Source organism: Pleionea sp. WD8-19 (assembly GCF_055326765.1).
The window spans coordinates 40,975-59,125 of record NZ_JBUZOU010000003.1; the positions used below are offsets into that span (position 1 = coordinate 40,975).

25 protein-coding genes are annotated in these 18,151 nt (G+C 44.2%); 20 read left to right on the plus strand and 5 right to left on the minus strand.

The features are described 5' to 3' along the window. Positions 1-7: 7 nt before the first annotated feature. From rpsH to rplQ, 13 genes are all read left to right on the plus strand, one after another. On the plus strand, positions 8-406 hold the full coding sequence (gene rpsH / locus ACTUJY_RS04455; RefSeq protein ID WP_463614855.1) for a 30S ribosomal protein S8: 399 nt from the start codon (positions 8-10) through the stop codon (positions 404-406). A gap of 11 nt (positions 407-417) precedes the next feature. Further along, a complete protein-coding gene (gene rplF / locus ACTUJY_RS04460) occupies positions 418-951 on the plus strand; it encodes a 50S ribosomal protein L6 (protein WP_463614856.1) in 534 nt (177 codons plus the stop codon). Positions 952-960: 9 nt separating this feature from the next. Continuing rightward, the gene (gene rplR, locus ACTUJY_RS04465; protein WP_463614857.1) at positions 961-1,314 is read left to right on the plus strand and encodes a 50S ribosomal protein L18; all 354 of its coding nucleotides are present in this window, start codon (positions 961-963) and stop codon (positions 1,312-1,314) included. 10 nt (positions 1,315-1,324) lie between these two features. Next, the gene (gene rpsE / locus ACTUJY_RS04470; RefSeq protein ID WP_463614858.1) at positions 1,325-1,831 is read left to right on the plus strand and encodes a 30S ribosomal protein S5; all 507 of its coding nucleotides are present in this window, start codon (positions 1,325-1,327) and stop codon (positions 1,829-1,831) included. A gap of 5 nt (positions 1,832-1,836) precedes the next feature. Next, on the plus strand, positions 1,837-2,019 hold the full coding sequence (gene rpmD, locus ACTUJY_RS04475) for a 50S ribosomal protein L30 (RefSeq protein ID WP_463614859.1): 183 nt from the start codon (positions 1,837-1,839) through the stop codon (positions 2,017-2,019). 1 nt (position 2,020) lies between these two features. Next, entirely contained in the window at positions 2,021-2,458 is a 438-nt protein-coding gene (gene rplO / locus ACTUJY_RS04480) for a 50S ribosomal protein L15 (RefSeq protein ID WP_463614860.1), read from the plus strand. Continuing rightward, positions 2,458-3,792, plus strand: a complete 1,335-nt coding sequence (gene secY, locus ACTUJY_RS04485; protein WP_463614861.1) for a preprotein translocase subunit SecY — start codon at positions 2,458-2,460, stop codon at positions 3,790-3,792. Before rplO ends, secY begins: the two co-directional genes overlap by 1 nt. Positions 3,793-3,833: 41 nt before the next feature. Next, positions 3,834-3,947, plus strand: coding sequence for a 50S ribosomal protein L36 (gene rpmJ, locus ACTUJY_RS04490; RefSeq protein WP_463614862.1), 114 nt, complete (start codon positions 3,834-3,836; stop codon positions 3,945-3,947). Between the two features lie 104 nt (positions 3,948-4,051). After that, on the plus strand, positions 4,052-4,408 hold the full coding sequence (gene rpsM, locus ACTUJY_RS04495) for a 30S ribosomal protein S13 (protein ID WP_463614863.1): 357 nt from the start codon (positions 4,052-4,054) through the stop codon (positions 4,406-4,408). Between the two features lie 16 nt (positions 4,409-4,424). Continuing rightward, positions 4,425-4,814: a 30S ribosomal protein S11 gene (gene rpsK, locus ACTUJY_RS04500; RefSeq protein WP_463614864.1), complete on the plus strand. Its 390-nt coding sequence runs from the start codon at positions 4,425-4,427 to the stop codon at positions 4,812-4,814. A 17-nt stretch (positions 4,815-4,831) separates the two neighbouring features. Further along, positions 4,832-5,452: a 30S ribosomal protein S4 gene (gene rpsD, locus ACTUJY_RS04505; protein ID WP_463614865.1), complete on the plus strand. Its 621-nt coding sequence runs from the start codon at positions 4,832-4,834 to the stop codon at positions 5,450-5,452. 31 nt (positions 5,453-5,483) lie between these two features. Beyond that, complete coding sequence (locus ACTUJY_RS04510) at positions 5,484-6,467, plus strand: DNA-directed RNA polymerase subunit alpha (protein WP_463614866.1); 984 nt, start codon at positions 5,484-5,486, stop codon at positions 6,465-6,467. A 125-nt stretch (positions 6,468-6,592) separates the two neighbouring features. After that, positions 6,593-6,997, plus strand: a complete 405-nt coding sequence (gene rplQ, locus ACTUJY_RS04515) for a 50S ribosomal protein L17 (RefSeq protein ID WP_463614867.1) — start codon at positions 6,593-6,595, stop codon at positions 6,995-6,997. A 153-nt stretch (positions 6,998-7,150) separates the two neighbouring features. Here the strand turns inward: rplQ and ACTUJY_RS04520 are convergent, their stop codons facing one another. Both ACTUJY_RS04520 and smpB read right to left on the minus strand, forming a co-directional pair. Beyond that, the gene (locus tag ACTUJY_RS04520; protein WP_463614868.1) at positions 7,151-8,179 is read right to left on the minus strand and encodes a LysM peptidoglycan-binding domain-containing protein; all 1,029 of its coding nucleotides are present in this window, start codon (positions 8,177-8,179) and stop codon (positions 7,151-7,153) included. A 64-nt stretch (positions 8,180-8,243) separates the two neighbouring features. Beyond that, positions 8,244-8,717 carry an SsrA-binding protein SmpB gene (gene smpB / locus ACTUJY_RS04525; protein WP_463614869.1) on the minus strand — a complete coding sequence of 158 codons (474 nt, stop codon included), beginning with the start codon at positions 8,715-8,717 and terminating at the stop codon, positions 8,244-8,246. Positions 8,718-8,931: 214 nt separating this feature from the next. Between smpB and ACTUJY_RS04530 the strand changes: the two genes are divergently transcribed. Both ACTUJY_RS04530 and ACTUJY_RS04535 read left to right on the plus strand, forming a co-directional pair. Next, positions 8,932-9,369, plus strand: coding sequence for a type II toxin-antitoxin system RatA family toxin (locus tag ACTUJY_RS04530; RefSeq protein WP_463614870.1), 438 nt, complete (start codon positions 8,932-8,934; stop codon positions 9,367-9,369). Then, the gene (locus ACTUJY_RS04535) at positions 9,369-9,644 is read left to right on the plus strand and encodes an RnfH family protein (RefSeq protein WP_463614871.1); all 276 of its coding nucleotides are present in this window, start codon (positions 9,369-9,371) and stop codon (positions 9,642-9,644) included. Before ACTUJY_RS04530 ends, ACTUJY_RS04535 begins: the two co-directional genes overlap by 1 nt. 12 nt (positions 9,645-9,656) lie before the next feature. Here ACTUJY_RS04535 and ACTUJY_RS04540 read toward each other — a convergent pair whose 3' ends face one another. Further along, entirely contained in the window at positions 9,657-10,307 is a 651-nt protein-coding gene (locus ACTUJY_RS04540; protein ID WP_463614872.1) for a hypothetical protein, read from the minus strand. A gap of 73 nt (positions 10,308-10,380) precedes the next feature. On the opposite strand from ACTUJY_RS04540, the gene waaA reads away from it, so the two are divergent. Beyond that, on the plus strand, positions 10,381-11,673 hold the full coding sequence (gene waaA / locus ACTUJY_RS04545) for a lipid IV(A) 3-deoxy-D-manno-octulosonic acid transferase (RefSeq protein WP_463614873.1): 1,293 nt from the start codon (positions 10,381-10,383) through the stop codon (positions 11,671-11,673). Positions 11,674-11,756: 83 nt separating this feature from the next. On the opposite strand, the gene ACTUJY_RS04550 is transcribed toward waaA, so the two are convergent. Then, positions 11,757-13,088: a TolC family outer membrane protein gene (locus ACTUJY_RS04550; RefSeq protein ID WP_463614874.1), complete on the minus strand. Its 1,332-nt coding sequence runs from the start codon at positions 13,086-13,088 to the stop codon at positions 11,757-11,759. Between the two features lie 169 nt (positions 13,089-13,257). Then, complete coding sequence (locus tag ACTUJY_RS04555) at positions 13,258-13,911, minus strand: protein-L-isoaspartate O-methyltransferase family protein (protein ID WP_463614875.1); 654 nt, start codon at positions 13,909-13,911, stop codon at positions 13,258-13,260. Between the two features lie 130 nt (positions 13,912-14,041). Between ACTUJY_RS04555 and ACTUJY_RS04560 the strand changes: the two genes are divergently transcribed. From ACTUJY_RS04560 to parE, 4 genes are all read left to right on the plus strand, one after another. After that, positions 14,042-14,668: an NUDIX domain-containing protein gene (locus ACTUJY_RS04560; protein ID WP_463614876.1), complete on the plus strand. Its 627-nt coding sequence runs from the start codon at positions 14,042-14,044 to the stop codon at positions 14,666-14,668. A gap of 78 nt (positions 14,669-14,746) precedes the next feature. After that, positions 14,747-15,238 carry a DUF1249 domain-containing protein gene (locus tag ACTUJY_RS04565; protein ID WP_463614877.1) on the plus strand — a complete coding sequence of 164 codons (492 nt, stop codon included), beginning with the start codon at positions 14,747-14,749 and terminating at the stop codon, positions 15,236-15,238. Continuing rightward, the gene (gene cpdA / locus ACTUJY_RS04570; RefSeq protein WP_463614878.1) at positions 15,239-16,075 is read left to right on the plus strand and encodes a 3',5'-cyclic-AMP phosphodiesterase; all 837 of its coding nucleotides are present in this window, start codon (positions 15,239-15,241) and stop codon (positions 16,073-16,075) included. Positions 16,076-16,252: 177 nt separating this feature from the next. Next, a complete protein-coding gene (parE, locus tag ACTUJY_RS04575; protein WP_463614879.1) occupies positions 16,253-18,136 on the plus strand; it encodes a DNA topoisomerase IV subunit B in 1,884 nt (627 codons plus the stop codon). Positions 18,137-18,151: the final 15 nt, after the last annotated feature.

Consider the following 18,151-nt stretch of genomic DNA (forward strand, 5'->3'; position numbering starts at 1 on the left):
AATCGTCATGAGTATGCAAGATCCAATTGCTGACTTATTGACCCGTATTCGTAACGGTCAATCAGCAGGCAAAAAATCCATTTCCATGCCTTCTTCTAAGCAAAAACTCAATGTGTGCAACGTGTTGAAAGATGAAGGTTATATCAGTGACTACTCAGTTTCGGAAGAAGCCGGTAACAAGCGTGTCCTATCAGTCGTATTAAAATACTACGAAGGACGCCCGGTTATCGACAACATCAAGCGAGTTAGTCGTCCTGGTCTTCGCATTTACAAAAAGGTTGATGAGTTACCAAAAGTTCTAGGTGGACTGGGTATCGCTATCGTATCAACCTCAAAAGGTGTGATGACTGATAAAGCTGCACGTGCTGCCGGTCACGGCGGTGAAGTGATTTGCACCGTAAGTTAAGGAGTTGAATCATGTCACGAGTAGCTAAAAATCCAGTTTCGATTCCATCGGGTGTTAATGTCACCATCAATGGACAAGAAATTACCGTTAAAGGTAGTAAAGGCGAACTAAAAAATGTTTTGCACACTGCTGTTGATGTGAAACAGCAGGACAATGTGTTGACGTTTGAGCCAAAAGAAGGTGTTGCTAACGCTAATGCGTTTGCTGGAACTATGCGTTCAATCGTTAACAATATGGTTATCGGTGTCAGTGACGGCTTCGAAAAGAAGTTGCAACTGGTGGGCGTGGGATATCGTGCGCAGGCCAAAGGTAAAACTTTAAGTTTGACGCTGGGTTTCTCTCATCCGGTAGACTATGAAGTTCCAGAAGGAATCACTGTAGAAACTCCTTCTAATACGGATGTAGTCGTAAAAGGGGCTGACAAGCAGTTAGTTGGTCAAGTTGCAGCTAATATTCGCGCGTATCGTCCGCCAGAGCCATACAAAGGTAAAGGTGTTCGTTATGCTGACGAAAATATTCGTCGTAAAGAAGCGAAGAAAAAGTAGGGCGTCGTCATGAATAAGAAGCAAGCTAGAATTCGTCGCGCCGCTTCTGGGCGCTATCACATGAAAGAGTTGGGTGTAAATCGCTTGGTCGTCAATCGTACGCCACGCCATATTTATGCGCAGGTTATTTCAGCAGAAGATGGTCGTGTTTTAGCAGCCGCTTCATCATTGGAGAAGGTTGTTAAAGGCGAACTGAAAAGCACGGGTAACGTTGAAGCCGCCGCTAAAGTCGGTAATCTGGTTGCAGAACGTGCTTTAGAGGCAGGCGTATTAAACGTTGCGTTTGATCGCTCTGGTTTTAAATACCATGGTCGAGTTAAAGCATTGGCGGATGCGGCTCGAGAGAAAGGTCTCCAGTTTTAAGGGTTGAATGATGGCTAGACAAGAAGTGAACAACACCGAAGGTCTGGTGGAAAAATTAGTCAACGTTAACCGTGTCGCCAAGGTGGTTAAAGGTGGTCGTATTTTCTCTTTCACCGCTTTAACTGTTGTCGGCGATGGTAAAGGTAAAGTTGGCTTTGGTCGCGGTAAAGCCCGCGAAGTTCCAGCAGCAATTCAAAAAGCGATGGAGCAAGCTCGTCGCAATATGGTTCAAGTAGAACTGAAAGATGGTCACACGTTGCAGCACGCGATTAACGCTGCACATGGAGCCTCTAAGGTTTACATGCAGCCTGCATCTGAAGGTACCGGAATTATTGCCGGTGGTGCGATGCGCGCTGTATTCGAAGTACTTGGTATTCAAAACGTATTGGCCAAGAGTAATGGCTCTACTAATCCGATTAATATCGTGCGTGCCACGATTAAAGGGTTAGCGAACATGGCGACTCCTGAGTCAATGGCTGCCAAGCGTGGCAAGTCTGTAGAAGAAATTCTGGAGTGATTGTCATGGCAACGAAAACATTTAAAGTGACTCAAACGCGTTCAAGCATTGGCCGACTAAAAGCACATAAAGCGTGTTTAGCTGGCCTGGGTTTACGCAAAATTGGTCATACCGTTGAGGTGATTGATACACCTGAAAACCGTGGTATGGCGAATAAAGTCTACTACATGGTACGCGTGGAGGACTAAAATGCGATTAAATACTTTGAGCCCTGCTGAAGGGGCAAAAAAAGCTCGTAAGCGTGTTGGTCGTGGGATTGGTAGCACTTTAGGCAAAACGGCAGGTCGTGGTCATAAAGGTCTCAAGTCTCGATCAGGTGGGAAAGTAAATGCCGGCTTTGAAGGCGGTCAGATGCCTCTCAAGCAGCGTTTACCAAAGTTTGGTTTTACCTCTCGTAAATCACTAGTTTCTGCAGAAGTTCGTTTAGGCGAACTGAACAAGGTAGAAGGCGAAGTTGTCGATTTGTTGAGTTTGAAAGCAGCTGGCGTGATCAATAATAATATTGAAAACGTTAAGGTCATGCTTTCTGGTGAAATCAAAAAAGCGGTAACAGTAGCAGCATCGATTCGCGTTTCCAAAGGCGCTAAAGCGGCTATCGAAACCGCTGGTGGTAAGGTAGAAGGCTAATGGCTAAAGGACCCGCTTCATCTCAAAATAGTGGTTTGTCTGAGCTGAAACAACGTTTGTTGTTTTTGCTCGGCGCACTCATTGTTTTTCGTATTGGTTCTTTTATTCCGGTTCCCGGAATCGATGCTTCCGTGTTGCAACAAATGTTGGAGCAGCAATCGGGTAATTTGTTAGCGATGTTTAACATGTTCTCCGGTGGAGCCTTGTCAAGAGCCAGTGTGTTTGCTTTGGGGATCATGCCTTACATTTCAGCCTCGATCATAATTCAGATCATGGGATTTGTGGATGACCGACTCAAGCAACTGAAAAAAGAAGGTGAGGCTGGTCGTCGCAAGTTGAATCAGTATACGCGTTATTTGACATTAGTATTGGCAACTATACAAGCGATTGGTATTTCCATGAATTTGCCAGGTATGTTGCCAGGTATTGTGCCTAATCCTGGTTTTGCGTTTTACTTTGGAGCCGTAGTGTCTCTAGTAACAGGAACCATGTTTTTGATGTGGCTAGGGGAGCAAATCAACGAGCGTGGTATCGGAAATGGTATTTCGATGTTGATTTTTGCCGGTATTGTTGCTGGTTTACCTGGTGCGATTGGCACTACCGTCGAACAAGCTCGAACGGGTGAACTTCATGTATTAGCGCTGATGGGTATCGCGGCATTGGTAATTGTTGTTACCTTCTTCGTTGTATGGGTAGAGCGTGGTCAACGTCGAATTGTTGTTAACTACGCGAAACGCCAGCAAGGCCGAAAAGTATTTGCGGCGCAAAGTAGCCATTTGCCATTAAAGGTGAATATGGCGGGTGTCATTCCAGCTATCTTTGCAACCGCAATCATCATGTTCCCTGGTTCCATTATGCAATGGGTTGGTCAGGGTAACGAAAACTTGGGCTGGTTGCGCGATATTACCGTGCAGTTGCAACCGGGAAATCCCTTGTACATTCTTCTCTACGCAATCGGTATTATCTTTTTCTGTTTCTTCTACACTGCTTTGACCATGAATCCTCGTGAAACAGCAGACAACTTGAAGAAGTCAGGAGCGTTTATTCCTGGGATCCGTCCTGGCGAACAAACCTCGAAATACATCGACAAGGTTATGACGCGGCTAACTCTGGCTGGTGCGCTCTATATGGCTATAGTGTGTTTGCTCCCAGAATTTCTAATCTTGTTTTCGCAAGTGCCTTTCTACTTTGGTGGTACTTCATTGCTGATTATTGTAGTTGTGGTAATGGATTTTATGGCGCAAGTTCAAAGCCATATGATGTCTCGCAATTACGAATCAGTATTGAAAAAGGCAAATTTCAAAAATTATGGCGCTGCCGGTCAAATCCGCTAAGCGGATAGACTAAGGTATGCGGAAGACTTTTGGAGTAGGTTATGAAAGTTCGTGCTTCGGTAAAAAAGATTTGCCGTAACTGCAAAATCATTCGTCGTCATGGCAGTGTGCGTGTGATTTGTGAAGACCCACGACACAAGCAGCGTCAGGGTTAATTGGTAGATAAATATAAACAGGTTGTAATTTACCCGTTTAGCGGCTATCCTATTGCGCCTTTTTGGCTAGGGTAGCCAAAACATATAGAGTGGAGTTTGATTAAATGGCCCGTATAGCTGGCATTAACATTCCTGTACATAAGCATGCAGATGTCGCATTAACTGCGATTTACGGTGTTGGCCGCCCTCGCGCTTTGGCAATTTGTGAAGCAGCGGGTATCGAGCCTAGTGTAAAAATCAAAGATCTGGATGAAGCTCAGATCGAAAAATTGCGAGCTGAAGTCGCTAAGTTTACAGTTGAAGGTGACTTACGTCGTGAAGTGAGTATGAATATTAAGCGATTGATGGACCTGGGTTGTTTCCGTGGCATTCGTCATCGTCGTGGTTTGCCGGTTCGTGGTCAACGTACCAAAACCAACGCTCGTACTCGCAAAGGCCCTCGCAAGCCGATTAAAAATTAACGCTAGGATTTGAATTATGGCAAAAACACCAACAAAAACCCGTAAAAAGGTTAAAAAGCATGTGGTTGATGGCATGGCTCACATTCATGCCTCATTTAATAACACCATTGTAACCGTAACCGATCGTCAAGGTAATGCTCTGGCTTGGGCAACTGCCGGTGGATCGGGTTTCCGTGGCTCACGTAAAAGTACACCATTTGCAGCTCAAGTGGCTGCTGACCGTGTTGCCAACATGGTTAAGGATATGGGTATGAAGAATCTTGAAGTATTCGTTAAAGGTCCTGGACCTGGCCGCGAATCTGCTGTTCGAGCATTTGGCGCAGCTGGTTTCAAGATCACTAACATCACTGATGTGACCCCTATTCCTCATAATGGTTGTCGTCCGCCCAAGAAGCGACGCGTGTAAGATAACGGAGACGAAAGATGGCTAGATATCGTGGTCCAAAGCTAAAATTGTCACGTCGCGAAGGCACCGATTTGATGCTGAAAAGTGGCGTACGTGCAATTGAAAGTAAATGTAAAATCGATCAAACACCAGGTCAGCATGGCTCAAAACGCCCACGTTTGTCTGATTATGGTGTTCAGTTACGTGAAAAGCAGAAAGTACGCCGCATGTATGGTGTTTTAGAAAAGCAATTCCGTAACTACTACAAAGAAGCGGCTCGTCGTACTGGTGCTACTGGCGAAAACTTGTTGCAACTACTAGAATCGCGATTGGATAACGTAGTTTACCGTATGGGATTTGGAGCAACTCGCGCAGAAGCTCGTCAATTAGTCAGTCACAAGTCGTTGATGGTGAATGGCGTAGTTGTCAACATTCCGTCCTATCAGGTACAACCCGAAGACGTAATCACGATTCGTGAAAAGTCAAAAGGTCAGGCACGAATTAAAGCAGCATTGGAACTTGCTGCACAACGTGATAAACCAACATGGGTAGAAGTTGATGAGAAAAAAATGGAAGGTACTTTCAAAAGCGTTCCTGAGCGCAGCGATTTACCTACCGAAATCAACGAAAACCTGATTGTGGAGCTGTACTCCAAGTAAAGCCTAATTCTTTAAAGAGGACAGGACTTGTATGGGCAATGTCAACGAATTTTTGACACCGCGACAAATTAAAGTTGAACAAATAAACGATAACCGCGCCAAGGTGATTTTGGAACCTTTCGAGCGGGGTTTCGGTCATACTTTGGGCAACTCGTTACGTCGAATTTTGCTTTCCTCGATGCCAGGCGCTGCCGTGGTAGAGGTGGAAATCGATGGCGTTTTGCATGAGTACACGACCATTGAGGGTGTGCAGGAAGATGTTATTGAAATCTTGCTTAACCTGAAAGGGCTTGCTGTACGCCTGGAAGACAAAGACGAAGCAATTCTTACGCTGCAAAAAAGCGGTGAAGGCGATGTGACTGCTGCTGATATAGCTGGACTGTCCGGAGTTGAGATCATCAACCCTGAACATAAAATTGCTACATTAACCAAAAACGGTTCGTTAGCAATGAACATTAAAGTGGCAAAAGGCCGTGGTTACGAGTCGGCAACGGCTCGGCATAACAGTGAAGAAGACGCGCCTATCGGTCGTTTGCAAGTTGACGCATCTTTCAGTCCTGTGCGCCGAGTTTCCTACGTGGTTGAAGCTGCCCGTGTCGAACAGCGTACTAATCTGGATAAGCTGGTGCTGGAAATTGAAACCAATGGCACTATCGATCCCGAAGAAGCGATTCGTCGTAGCGCAACCATCTTGCAAGAGCAATTGGCCGCCTTCGTTGATCTGAAAGATGAGAAAGAGTCTGAGCCTGAAAGCAGAGAGCCGGAAATTGATCCAATTCTATTACGTCCGGTAGATGATTTAGAGCTGACAGTACGCTCAGCAAACTGCCTAAAAACAGAAAACATTCATTACATTGGTGATCTGATCCAGCGAACCGAAGTTGAGTTGTTAAAGACTCCTAACTTGGGTAAGAAGTCGTTGACAGAAATCAAAGATGTTCTGGCCTCTCGTGGCTTGTCATTAGGTATGCGTTTAGAAAACTGGCCTCCAGCGAGTTTGATGGACGACAAGTAAAAGAGCGATTTTAGCAGTCCAATAAATTCACCGACTCGTAGCAGTCGGTGAACTTATTTTAATAACGTTAAATAAATAAGAGCAGTACTATTGCAGGCTGTTCAGTATTAAGAGGTGTATATATTATGCGTCATCGTAAAAGTGGCCGTAAGTTAAATCGTAACAGCAGTCATCGTCAGGCGATGTTTAGCAACATGGCAGTTTCACTGTTTAAACACGAACTGATCAAAACGACTTTGCCAAAAGCAAAAGAATTGCGTCGCGTTGCTGAACCCCTAATCACTTTGGCGAAAACCGACAGTGTTGCCAATCGTCGCTTAGCATTTTCTCGCACTCGCTCGAAAGAAGCGGTAGGAATTTTGTTCAATGAATTAGGTCCGCGATATCAAGATCGTCCAGGCGGTTATTTACGAATCATCAAGGCCGGTTTCCGTGCCGGCGACAACGCTCCAATGGCTTTGGTCGAGTTGGTTGATCGCCCACAAGTTGAAGAAGATATTGTTGAAGAAGTGGAAGAGACCGAAGAGTAAGTTTATCACTCAATTAGCATTACATTTTAAAGCCAGTCTTCTTACGACTGGCTTTTTTTATATGTGAACTCTGATCTATTCATGTTTTGTTCTGGAGTGCGTTTACTACCGCAGAAATTTACTATAATTAACTGACTTTGATTTTGGTGATAATTATGGTGTTTGTTTCAACTGCGCTTTGAGCTTTATTGCCCGTTCGCGGTAATTGCGAGCCGATGCATGATCACTTTGGATAAAAAGGACCTGGTCCCAAAGATTAATCGCTTCGTTAAGTTGCTGAGCACGAAACAGCAACACAGCTTCTCTATGTAAGCTTTCAGAAAGCTCTTCGGAAACCTGTTGAGTTAATTCGGAGTTGGCTACCTTTAATGACTGCGCACTGGTATACGATTGAAAGGCTTGCTGATATTGTTTGTCTAGAAGTTGTTGTTGGCTGATTAATAGTAACTCCCTTTGTTTCAATTTTTGTTTTGCTTGATTCAGTTGTTTCTCATAAGCGGGTAGTTTGCTTTCAACTTGGATGATAAATTCGGTTCGCTGTGTAAGTTGCTGTTGGTTTTGCGCCTCGTCGACATACCGGAAAAGGGCTTGCTGGGCTAATTGACGAGCTTCGTTAATTAACGGATCGGCTGCCGGTATTAAACTTAAACTTTGGAATGCCTCTAATGCCCGTTGTTGCTTTAGCATGCTTTTGGCATTGGCGATGTGTTGCCCCGCCGCTGAACTGCCTTTATTAATTCGAGGAATTAAAATTTGCTGGCCAATGGAAAGACCGCGTGGATCAACAATATTGTTATATCTAGCTAGTCCATAAAACTCCAATGAGTGGCCCAGGTAGCGTTTGGCTAATAACGCCAAAGAATCACCGCGCTTTACTTGATATGCAAACGAATCTGCGCCGTAGCGTTCTTTAGGATCTTCCTCTAACTGAGCCAATAATCGCAACGCAACTGAGTGTTGTGGATGCTTTTTCAGAAACTGTTGCAAAGCTTGTTTGGCCTGTTTGGGTTCTCCTTTTTCCAACCACTGAATAATTTGCGATATCGAGTAATTAACCGGTTTACTTGGCGGTTCGATGTGAGTAACGGGCGCCGGCGATTGCTCTCTGGTAAAGCTACTGCAACCGGCAAGCATACCAGCCAATAGAACGAAAATAATCAGTTGCAGTTTTTTGTTTAACATAGACGTTTCGAGTTAGCTCTGTTGTTATGAGTCTAGAGGACCGTGGCGAGTTCTGCCACCGGTATTAAGTACCCGATTTGAGTACCCGTTGTTTTTGCCTGTTCCATTCGCGATCTTTTTCGGTGGCTCTTTTATCGTGAAGTTTTTTACCTTTAGCCAGACCGATTTCTAGCTTAACCCGATTCTTTTTCCAATAAAGTTTGAGTGCCATAATGGTAAAACCTTGGCGCTGCTGCGCACCGAATAGTTTTCCTAACTCGCTGTTGTGTAACAGCAATTTGCGATAGCGTGTCGGGTTAGGTGTGATGTGTGTCGAAACCGTTTGTAGCGGTGAAATATGACAACCCAGTAACCAAGCCTCGCCGTCTTTCAGGAAAATATAACTGTCTGTTAAATTAACTTTGCTTTCGCGTAAGCTTTTGACTTCCCAGCCTTCCAGCACCAGTCCTGCTTCAAAGGTATCTTCAATAAAATAGTCGTGCCGCGCCTTTTTGTTTTGCGCGATTACATTTTCCGGAGTTTTTTTCTTTTTCGCCATAATACTGCCTCTGTTAAGGTTCGATATTATACGGTGCTACAGTCATGAAAGCGAAATCCCAACCCTCTAAGTTAATAAATTTTCGGCAGTATTGGATTCATGCTGGCTCAAGCTTATGAAAAGTAAGCCATACTCACTACTTTAAGGCGCCAAATGCAGCCTTTAACGAATTAATGATACAATGCGGTTCCTTTGATAAAATCCCTGTTGCAAGATGCCACAAGTTGTAAAATCCGCTTTAGTTCCTTTTTCTGCTGCCTGTATGTACAAATTGGTTAACGATGTAGAGCGCTATCCGGAGTTTGTTCAGGGCTGCCAGGCCAGTGAAGTTCTGAATGAAAATGAGCAAAGTATGACCGCGCGCCTTCATGTTTCACAAGCAGGAATGAGCAGTGCATTTACCACGCGCAATACGTTGAAAAAAAATGAGCAGATCCGCATGGAGCTGGTGGATGGTCCATTTGAGTTTTTAACCGGTATATGGACGTTTACCGAGTTAGAGCAGAACGCTTGCAAAGTGGAGTTTCATCTCGACTTTAAATTTAAAAATCCAATAATGGGAATGGCGTTTGGTAAAGTCTTTCAAAAGTTAGTGGAGTCTATGATGCAGGCTTTTGTCGATCGGGCCAAACAGTTGCAAGGTGAGTCCTGATGCTGGTTGAAGTTGTGTATGCGCTTCCTGATAAACAATCCCTGTTAAGCCTGGATATAGAACCGGGGACTACGGTAGAGCAAGCTATCCGTCGTTCCGGAATACTTGAACAATATCCAGAGATTGATTTACAGGTTAATAAAGTTGGGATTTTTAGCAAACTTACTACTTTGAATACAGAATTGCGTGAAAAAGATCGTATTGAGATATATCGTCCTTTGCTCGCGGATCCAAAAGAAGTACGCCGTCGCAAAGCGCTGAAGAAAAAGATTTGAAATACGCCATTCTCAGTTAGGTTTAACCTCACGCATCAGTAATCCGCTCGTTGAAACAAACACTTCATACTGACGAGGCTTATCGGCCGCAACGTAAGTGGATGAGCCATACTCTGTATCAAGCAACCAACCGAGTGTATCGTATTCTGAACGTAATTTAACCAGATCCAGCCAACGCTTTTCCGCCAAACTATATGCCGAAACCGGGTTAAGGGTTGCGTCTTCTATTCGATTATATCGCCCGGTCACTCGATTCAGCTGATAATGAGTATGTAAGCCGATTATATTGGCGATGGGTTTCCACTTGATGATATCCGCTTCGATTCGAAATTGATCACCAGTCAACAAATAGGTGTGTTGACTGCCATCGTTTAACAGTATTTTGGCTTCAAATTGCTGCTGCGCCTTCGGCACTAGAGTGACTTTTGCCACCAATGCTTCATGCGTGAGCGCGTAAAATCCTTTAACGCTTATCAATATCCCAGCAGTTAGTAGCGACAGCGGAGCAAAAATGAGTGTGAGCAGCAACCGGTAGCCGGTTTTGATTAAGCGCATACGTCGCAATGCATGAATAGCGGCCACCAGATAGATAAAAGTGAGTAGCCCAAACAGAATAGCGATAATCCATAACCACTCCAAATTGAAGTTTTGCGCGGTCTCCACGTCTGCCTCATTTCTTACTTGTATGCTATGTTTATACAGGATAAACAGGCTCTTGCAAAATCCCTGTGCTAAAATGCCAGAAAAATTATTTACTGGTTTATTTGTGTTCAGATTTCTTTATTCGTTGATTTTTATTTGCGCACTTCCTATGGTTTTGCTGAATTTGTATTTAAAGGCACGACAACATGGGAACTACCGGAAACGTTGGCAAGAGCACTTCGGTATTTTTGAAGCGCCTGGAGTAAAAGAATCTATTTGGGTGCATGCCGTTTCGGTGGGCGAATCTTTAGCGGCCATTCCAATTATTAAGCGCTTACAAAAAGAACATCCTGATCTTCCTATCGTTGTAACCACTACAACACCTACTGGTGCGGAAAGGGTTAATACCTTGTTAGGCGACAGTGTGATACACATCTATTCGCCTTATGACTTACCCTGGGTTGTTAATCGGTTTATTCGCAAAATTAAACCTAGACTTACCGTCATTATGGAAACTGAGTTGTGGCCTAATTTTGTACACTACAGCCGTAAACGAGGTGTTCCGGTTGTGGTCGTAAATGCACGATTGTCGGCGCGGTCAGCACACAGTTACGCTCGTTTACCCATTCCTACAAATCGGTTATTGTTAAAGCCGATTACACACTTTGCTTGTCAGAGTGAAGGGGATGCCAAGCGATTTGTCGAATTAGGTGCTTTACGAGATAAAGTATCGGTAACTGGGAGTGTAAAATTTGACTTACAGCTTCCAGACGACTTGGATACTCGAACTCGCGAAATATTTGAGTGTTGGCATAAAAAGTATTTTATCTGGGTTGCCGGAAGTACGCATGTTGGCGAAGATGAAATAATTTTGAGCGCGCACCGATTATTGCTTGATGCAGGAATTCTTGCCAAATTGATTATTGTACCACGTCATCCGGAGCGCTTTGATTCCGTTGCTGAATTAATTGAACAGCGCGGATTTGCGCTTGTCAAGCGCAGTCAGTCGGAATCTTTTAATGAACAATCCGAAGTATTTTTGTGTGATACCATGGGAGAAATGATGTATTGCTACAACGCTGCGGATATCGCTTTTGTAGGTGGAAGTTTGATAGAACGCGGTGGGCATAATCCACTGGAGCCTGCTGCGTTATCCAAACCGGTACTCACAGGAAAGTACGTATTCAATTTTTCGGATGTGTATAAAAATATGTTTGATGCCGAGGCGGCTCAAGTAGTGTCTGAAGAAACTCTGGAGCCCGTTCTCGCTGAACTTTACAATGATGCAAGCAAACGAAAGCGAATGGGAAAGGCGGGTTTTCGAGTCGTAGAGTCTAACCGTGGTGCAATTACTCGAACACTTAAAATTTTAAATCAATATTTATAAAGTTATTGGAAAGTGATGTCCCGTCCTAAAAAACTGTCAACGTATTTTAGGACGGGACAATTAACACTTAGTTGTTAATTAAATTATTTTTCTAAAAGCATATCGACTTGCTTCAAGTCTTGTTCACTGAGTGTTCCTGCCGCCTGTTTTAATCTTAAGGTATTAAGAATGTAATCGTATCGCGCCCGTGCTAGGTTTTGTTTTGCGTTGTAAACCACTCGAGTGCTGTTTAATACATCAACAATGGTTCGGGTTCCTACTTCAAAACCAGCTTGTGTGGCTTCAAGTGCTGCCTGACTCGAAATAGTAGACTGTTCCAATGCTTTGACTGAGCTAATGGAAGCTAAAATTCCAAGAAAAGCACTACGCGTTTGACGAGTTGCGGAACGATGTGCGCTTTCCATGTTGTGGACCGCTTGTTGGAATAAATGTTGAGCTTCGCGAACAGTGGATTGTGTTGTTCCACCAGAGTAAATTGGAATGCTTAAACTTAATGATAGTGAAGTTTCTTCAGACGGTATGGTTTGATCACTGCCTTTAGGCTTGGTATCACTATCGCTATGAGTGCCTCTTAAATTTAAATAAGGTAGGTGTCCAGCAAAATTGAGTTTTACAGTTTCTCTCGCAATATCCTTATCGATTCTACGGGCGCTTAAAGATAAATTACTGTGCTCCGCTTTTATAAGCCATTCCTCCACTTTTGCAGGCTCTGGCGTTCGTAAACTGAATTTATTTTTTAGAGGAATTAGAAAATCATAATATTCGTTTGAAATTTCGCGTAACGCTTCTATCGCATTGTCCAGTGTATTTTGAGCGCGAATATTATCAGCCAATGCTTGATCATAACGTGCTTGAGCTTCATGAACATCAGTAATAGCAATCAGCCCAACTTCAAACTTTTGGTTAGTTTGCTCAAGCTCTTGCTCAATAGCTTTCATTTCTGCACTCGAAAAGTCGACTCCATCTTGAGCAGCTAAAACATTAAAGTAAGCTTCAGCGACACGAACGATGAGAGATTGTTTTTGCGCTTCATGCTCGACACCTGCTCGAAGCGCTTGCTTTTTACGTATATCCAGTCCTTTCCAAACTCTATGATCGTACACAACTTGGGATAACTCCAATCCAAAACCGCTTGATTTAGATTCAGACTCATCTGGCTGCAAAAACTCATTGACGCCTTTAGATTTTCTTTTCGATATCCCATAACTACCAGATAACGACGGCAATAAATCACCAAAACTCTGATTAACTCGCTCTTCAGTAGCTTTTAAGCCCATTTCACTCGCTAATATTTGCGGATCATTTTGCAGGGCTTGTTGATAAATTTCCCAAAGGCCTGTTTTTGCAAAGGCCGGTTGAAAACCGGTAGACAATAAAAGTCCGGTGGCAGTTAGCCATTTTAGTTGTTTTTTCAAAACGATTCTCCGTTGTAGGGATTCCCAATTAATCGTGCTCTGGCTGTTCATTTCCTATAGAACAACCGGTATTGCTTTATAAAGTCGTAAATATAAACGATAACTTACCTGAAAACTGTGTCAGATAGTGTTGTCCAATTGTAAATGAATGTTGTCGGCAAGTAACAGCCTAAAATACAAACTCTTCAGTTTCCTTTTCCTGAATCAGCCAAGGTGTATCCATTTCAAACAGGTGTTGCACTCGTAATTCACCCTGAGCATTTTTAGAGTAGAGTTTGGCGTAAAGACTGTTTTCGATACCTTCGACACAAAACAATCGACCATTTTCGTTTAGTAATTGAAGGTAGTGCGTTGGTGGTTTTGAGAGGGCTGCGGTAATCGCAATGACGTCGAATCGCTCTGAAGGTTTCCAACCTTTCGAAACGTCGGTGATTTCAGTGGTAATGTTGGTTAAGTTAAGTTGTCGAAAACGCTGCTCAGCTTCGACAATAAAGTCTTCGTAAAGATCCAAAGTCAATAACCGGTTTGCTTGAGAAGCGATTAATGCGGCGGTAAATCCACTGCCGGTTCCAATTTCTAACGCTTTATCAGCTTCTCGAATACTAAGCGACTGTAGCATTCGAGCTTCTTCTTTTGGAGTGAACATTTTTTGACCATGAGCAAGTGCAATGGATAGATCCGCAAAAGCAAGTGCACGCTGAGCCTCTGGCACAAAGAGCTCACGAGGTACACTCGCCATCAAGTTTAGCACTTTTGGATCACTGACATACCAGGGACGAATTTGTTGTTCAATCATATTAAAGCGAGCTTTTTCTTTATTCATTGTGCGCTCTCTTGGTTTTTCTATTCCGTAAAAACGGTGTTTTATTGATGATAACTTGTTGCCAACTTTGCGAATCGTTTATAGTCGCAGTATAAACCCATCACAGCAAACCCTGAAAGGATAGTTTGTAATGCCAGACGAAGCCAATTGCAAAGACATGCATTATGCGATTGAGTCTGAACACACTTTGTTTGAAGGCTTTTTCAAGGTTTGTCGATATCAGTTTGAACATGAACTTTTCAATGGAGACAAACACACGGGGGTGAAAAGAGAAGTCTTTTTACGCGGACAAGCGGTGGGCGTATTGTTAGTCGATTTACCGCGAAAGAAACTGGTTCTGGTTGAGCAGTTTCGCGCTGGTGCAGCAGCTGCAAAAGCTCAAAACCCATGGTTAGTTGAGTTGGTCGCCGGTATTATTGAGCCTGGTGAACAACCAGAACAGGTTGCCGAGCGAGAATCACTGGAGGAAGCCGGTTGCCAACCGACACAGTTGGTCCCAATGTATCGCTATTGGGTCAGCCCTGGTGGAAGCGACGAAGTGTTTCACCTGTTCTGTGGGCTGGTGGATTCTGCTCAAGCCGATGCTTTTGGTGGTTTAGAACATGAGCAGGAAGATATACGCGTTCATGTGGTGAGTTTCGAACAAGCTTACCAATGGTTACAACAGGGGAAGTTAGACAATGCCATGGTGATCATCGGAATCCAATGGTTAATGTTAAATGAGTCACAGTTGCTTCAACTCGTGGCGAGAAATTGAACATTACCGCTCCAGAGCTCGATTTTACCACCGAAAATAGGCTATTGTTGTATAAGTATCAGATAATTAAAGTGATTGATGATAAATTCGAAACGTAAATATGTGCCTGATTTGTCTGAGTATATGTCTCAGTGCGAGATGAATTACGCACTGATGACACGTCTGTTGGATTTGATCGAAAGGCAGTCGAAGCCTCAAGCGTGTAAAGCAAGCGCTTCACTCTGCGAGCTTCAGAACACTCGCATGCCTTTTCAGTTAACGATTTTGGAAAAAGCCCCCTATACTACAACCTTGCACTTAAAGGTAAATATTGCTGACAGTGAATGGGTCGAGCCGGTAATATTTAAGGTGCGGCTGTATCACGATGCGCAACTTGCAGAAGTGATGGAGCATGAACGTAACCACGCTCCCAAGCCTAGACATGAATATCCGCAGCAGGTAAAGCATTATCCTGACGACAAATATCAGCGAAACCAACTGCTGAAACAGTGTTTAACTGCCTGCTTTAATAGTGAGGCGGAGCAAGTGCCACTACCAACCATTACCGATGCGACTAACCAGGGATCTTGAATGAGTCAGGTTTCTACATTAGCTAAACAGATCAACACTCAACATATTGAATGTGTGCGCATCATTCAGCTGACGGACAGCCATATTTTTGCCGATGAAGAGGGCAAGCTGTTGGGGCTAAATACCCGCCAAAGCTTTGAGGCGGTACTGTCGCGCATAAAAAAGGAAGAACTTGCTCCTGATCTGATTTTAGCGACGGGTGACTTGTCGCAAGACGCATCAGACGAATCCTACCAATACATTGAGCGTCAGCTTAAAACTATGAACATTCCTTGTTTTTGGATACCGGGTAATCATGACGATCCGACCGCAATGTCGCGTATTCTTCATGGCGAAAACCTGTTTCCACACAAACGCGTGTTTGTGAACAATTGGCAAATTGTGTTGCTAGATACATCGGTTCGAGAAAAGGTGTATGGGCATGTGTCGGATCACGACTTGCAAATGCTGAAAGATGCGATTAAAGAGTATCCAGACCGCCACTTAATGGTTGTAATGCATCATCAGCCAGTTCCAGTTGGTAGTGAATGGTTAGATAATCTTGCGATCAAAAACCCTCAGGAGCTGTTTGATGCCGTTAAAAGCCATAAAGCGAAAACCTGTTTTTTATGGGGGCATGTGCATCAGGATTTTCACGGTGAACTCAATCGCATTGAGTTAATATCTACCCCTTCGACATGCGTTCAATTCAAACCGGGTTCAGAAGACTTTTCTGCTGGAGATGAAAGTCCAGGTTATCGGTATTTAACGCTACACAAAGACGGCAACATTGATTCGGTGTTACATCGGATATCAGACATTGAATTTACGGTTGACTACTCCATAAAAGGCTATTGAAGCCTTAACTTTTCTCGATTTTCCATTCTCTGGTGGTAATTTAAACACTTGATTGCTCAGCTGTTGAAAACTTAAACAGGCTACCAACTCATTCCCGAATAAAGCTTGCCAAGTGTGTTTGAAAACGCCAACATTAGTGCTTTCATTTTTACATTAATAGACCTGATTTTTAATCTGATGAGCCAATATACAGCTGACGCTATCGAAGTCCTGAATGGGCTGGAACCCGTTAAAAAGCGCCCTGGAATGTATACCGACACGGCGCGACCCAATCATTTGGGGCAAGAAGTCATTGATAACAGTGTTGATGAAGCGCTTGCCGGGTATTGTAAAAACATCGTGGTGACTTTGGAGAAAGACGGCTCCATGAGCGTGCAAGACGATGGTCGTGGCATGCCCATTGATGTTCATCCGGAAGAAGGTATACCTGGTGTGGAACTGATTCTCACCAAGCTACATGCGGGGGGAAAGTTTTCCAACAAAAACTATCAGTTTTCGGGTGGTTTGCACGGTGTCGGCATCAGTGTGGTGAATGCGCTTTCTCGACGAGTGGAAGTGCGCGTTAAACGCGATGGTCAAGAGCACATGATGGCGTTTGAAAACGGTGATAAAGCCAGCGACTTACAAGTTGTTGGTGAAGTGGGTAAGCGCAACACGGGAACCACCGTTACTTTTTGGCCTGATGCGCAATATTTCGATTCGCCCAAATTCTCAGTACCACGATTAAAGCATTTACTGAAAGCTAAAGCGGTGCTTTGCCCTGGCTTAAAAGTCAAATTGCTGGATAAAGTGAATGGTGAGGAAGAAAGTTGGTATTACGAAAACGGACTCACCGACTATGTTGCCGCTTCAGCAGAAGGGTATGAAACGCTTCCCGAAGAGCCTTTTACAGGTAGTTTTGCCAGTCACTCTGAGGCGGTCGATTGGGCATTACATTGGTTACCGGAAGGGGGGGATATTTTGGCGGAAAGTTACGTCAACTTAATCCCTACCGCATTGGGCGGCACGCACGTCAATGGGTTACGCACCGGGTTACTCGAAGCTATGCGCGAATTCTGCGAATTTAGAAACCTATTACCTCGCGGGGTGAAATTAGCACCGGAAGATGTCTGGGATCGGTTGAGTTATGTACTGTCGGTAAAGCTGGAAGACCCGCAGTTTTCAGGACAAACCAAAGAGCGCTTGTCGTCGCGCCAATGCGCTGCGTTTGTTTCTGGCGTGGTAAAAGATGCGTTCAGTCTGTGGCTTAATCAACATTCCGATCTTGGTGAAAAGTTGGCAGAGCTGGCGATCAGTAATGCTCACAAACGATTGCGAGCCGGAAAAAAAGTAGCTCGTAAAAAAGTCACGTCGGGCCCTGCGTTACCCGGTAAATTGGCCGACTGTATAGGACAGGAGCCAATGAACGCCGAGCTGTTTCTGGTAGAAGGTGACTCGGCGGGAGGTAGTGCCAAGCAGGCTCGCGATAAAGACTATCAGGCTATTATGCCGCTGCGCGGAAAAATTTTGAACACTTGGGAAGTCGACTCTCACGACATTCTCGCGTCGCAAGAAGTACACGACATATCCGTTGCTATTGGCCTTGACCCCGACTCTACCGACTTATCGAAGTTGCGTTACGGGAAGATTTGCGTACTTGCGGATGCCGATTCTGACGGGTTACACATAGCCACTTTGCTTTGTGCTTTATTCGTCAAGCATTTTCGACCCTTGGTGGAGGCAGGGCATTTATACATGGCGATGCCGCCGTTGTACCGAATTGATGTAGGAAAAGAAGTTTTTTATGCACTGGATGATGATGAAAAAGCCGGCATTCTCGATCGCATTGAAGCGGAGAAAAAACGCGGCAAAGTGAATGTGCAGCGCTTTAAAGGTTTGGGTGAAATGAATCCTGCGCAATTACGAGAAACCACTATGGCGCGCGATACCCGTCGTTTAGTTCAACTTTCAATTGATGACATGCCATCCACCGAGCAAGTGATGGATATGCTACTGGCAAAAAAGCGCTCTGCTGACCGCAAAAGCTGGTTGGAGTCGAAAGGCAACCTGGCCGAAGTTTAAAAGAGGTTTCGTTAC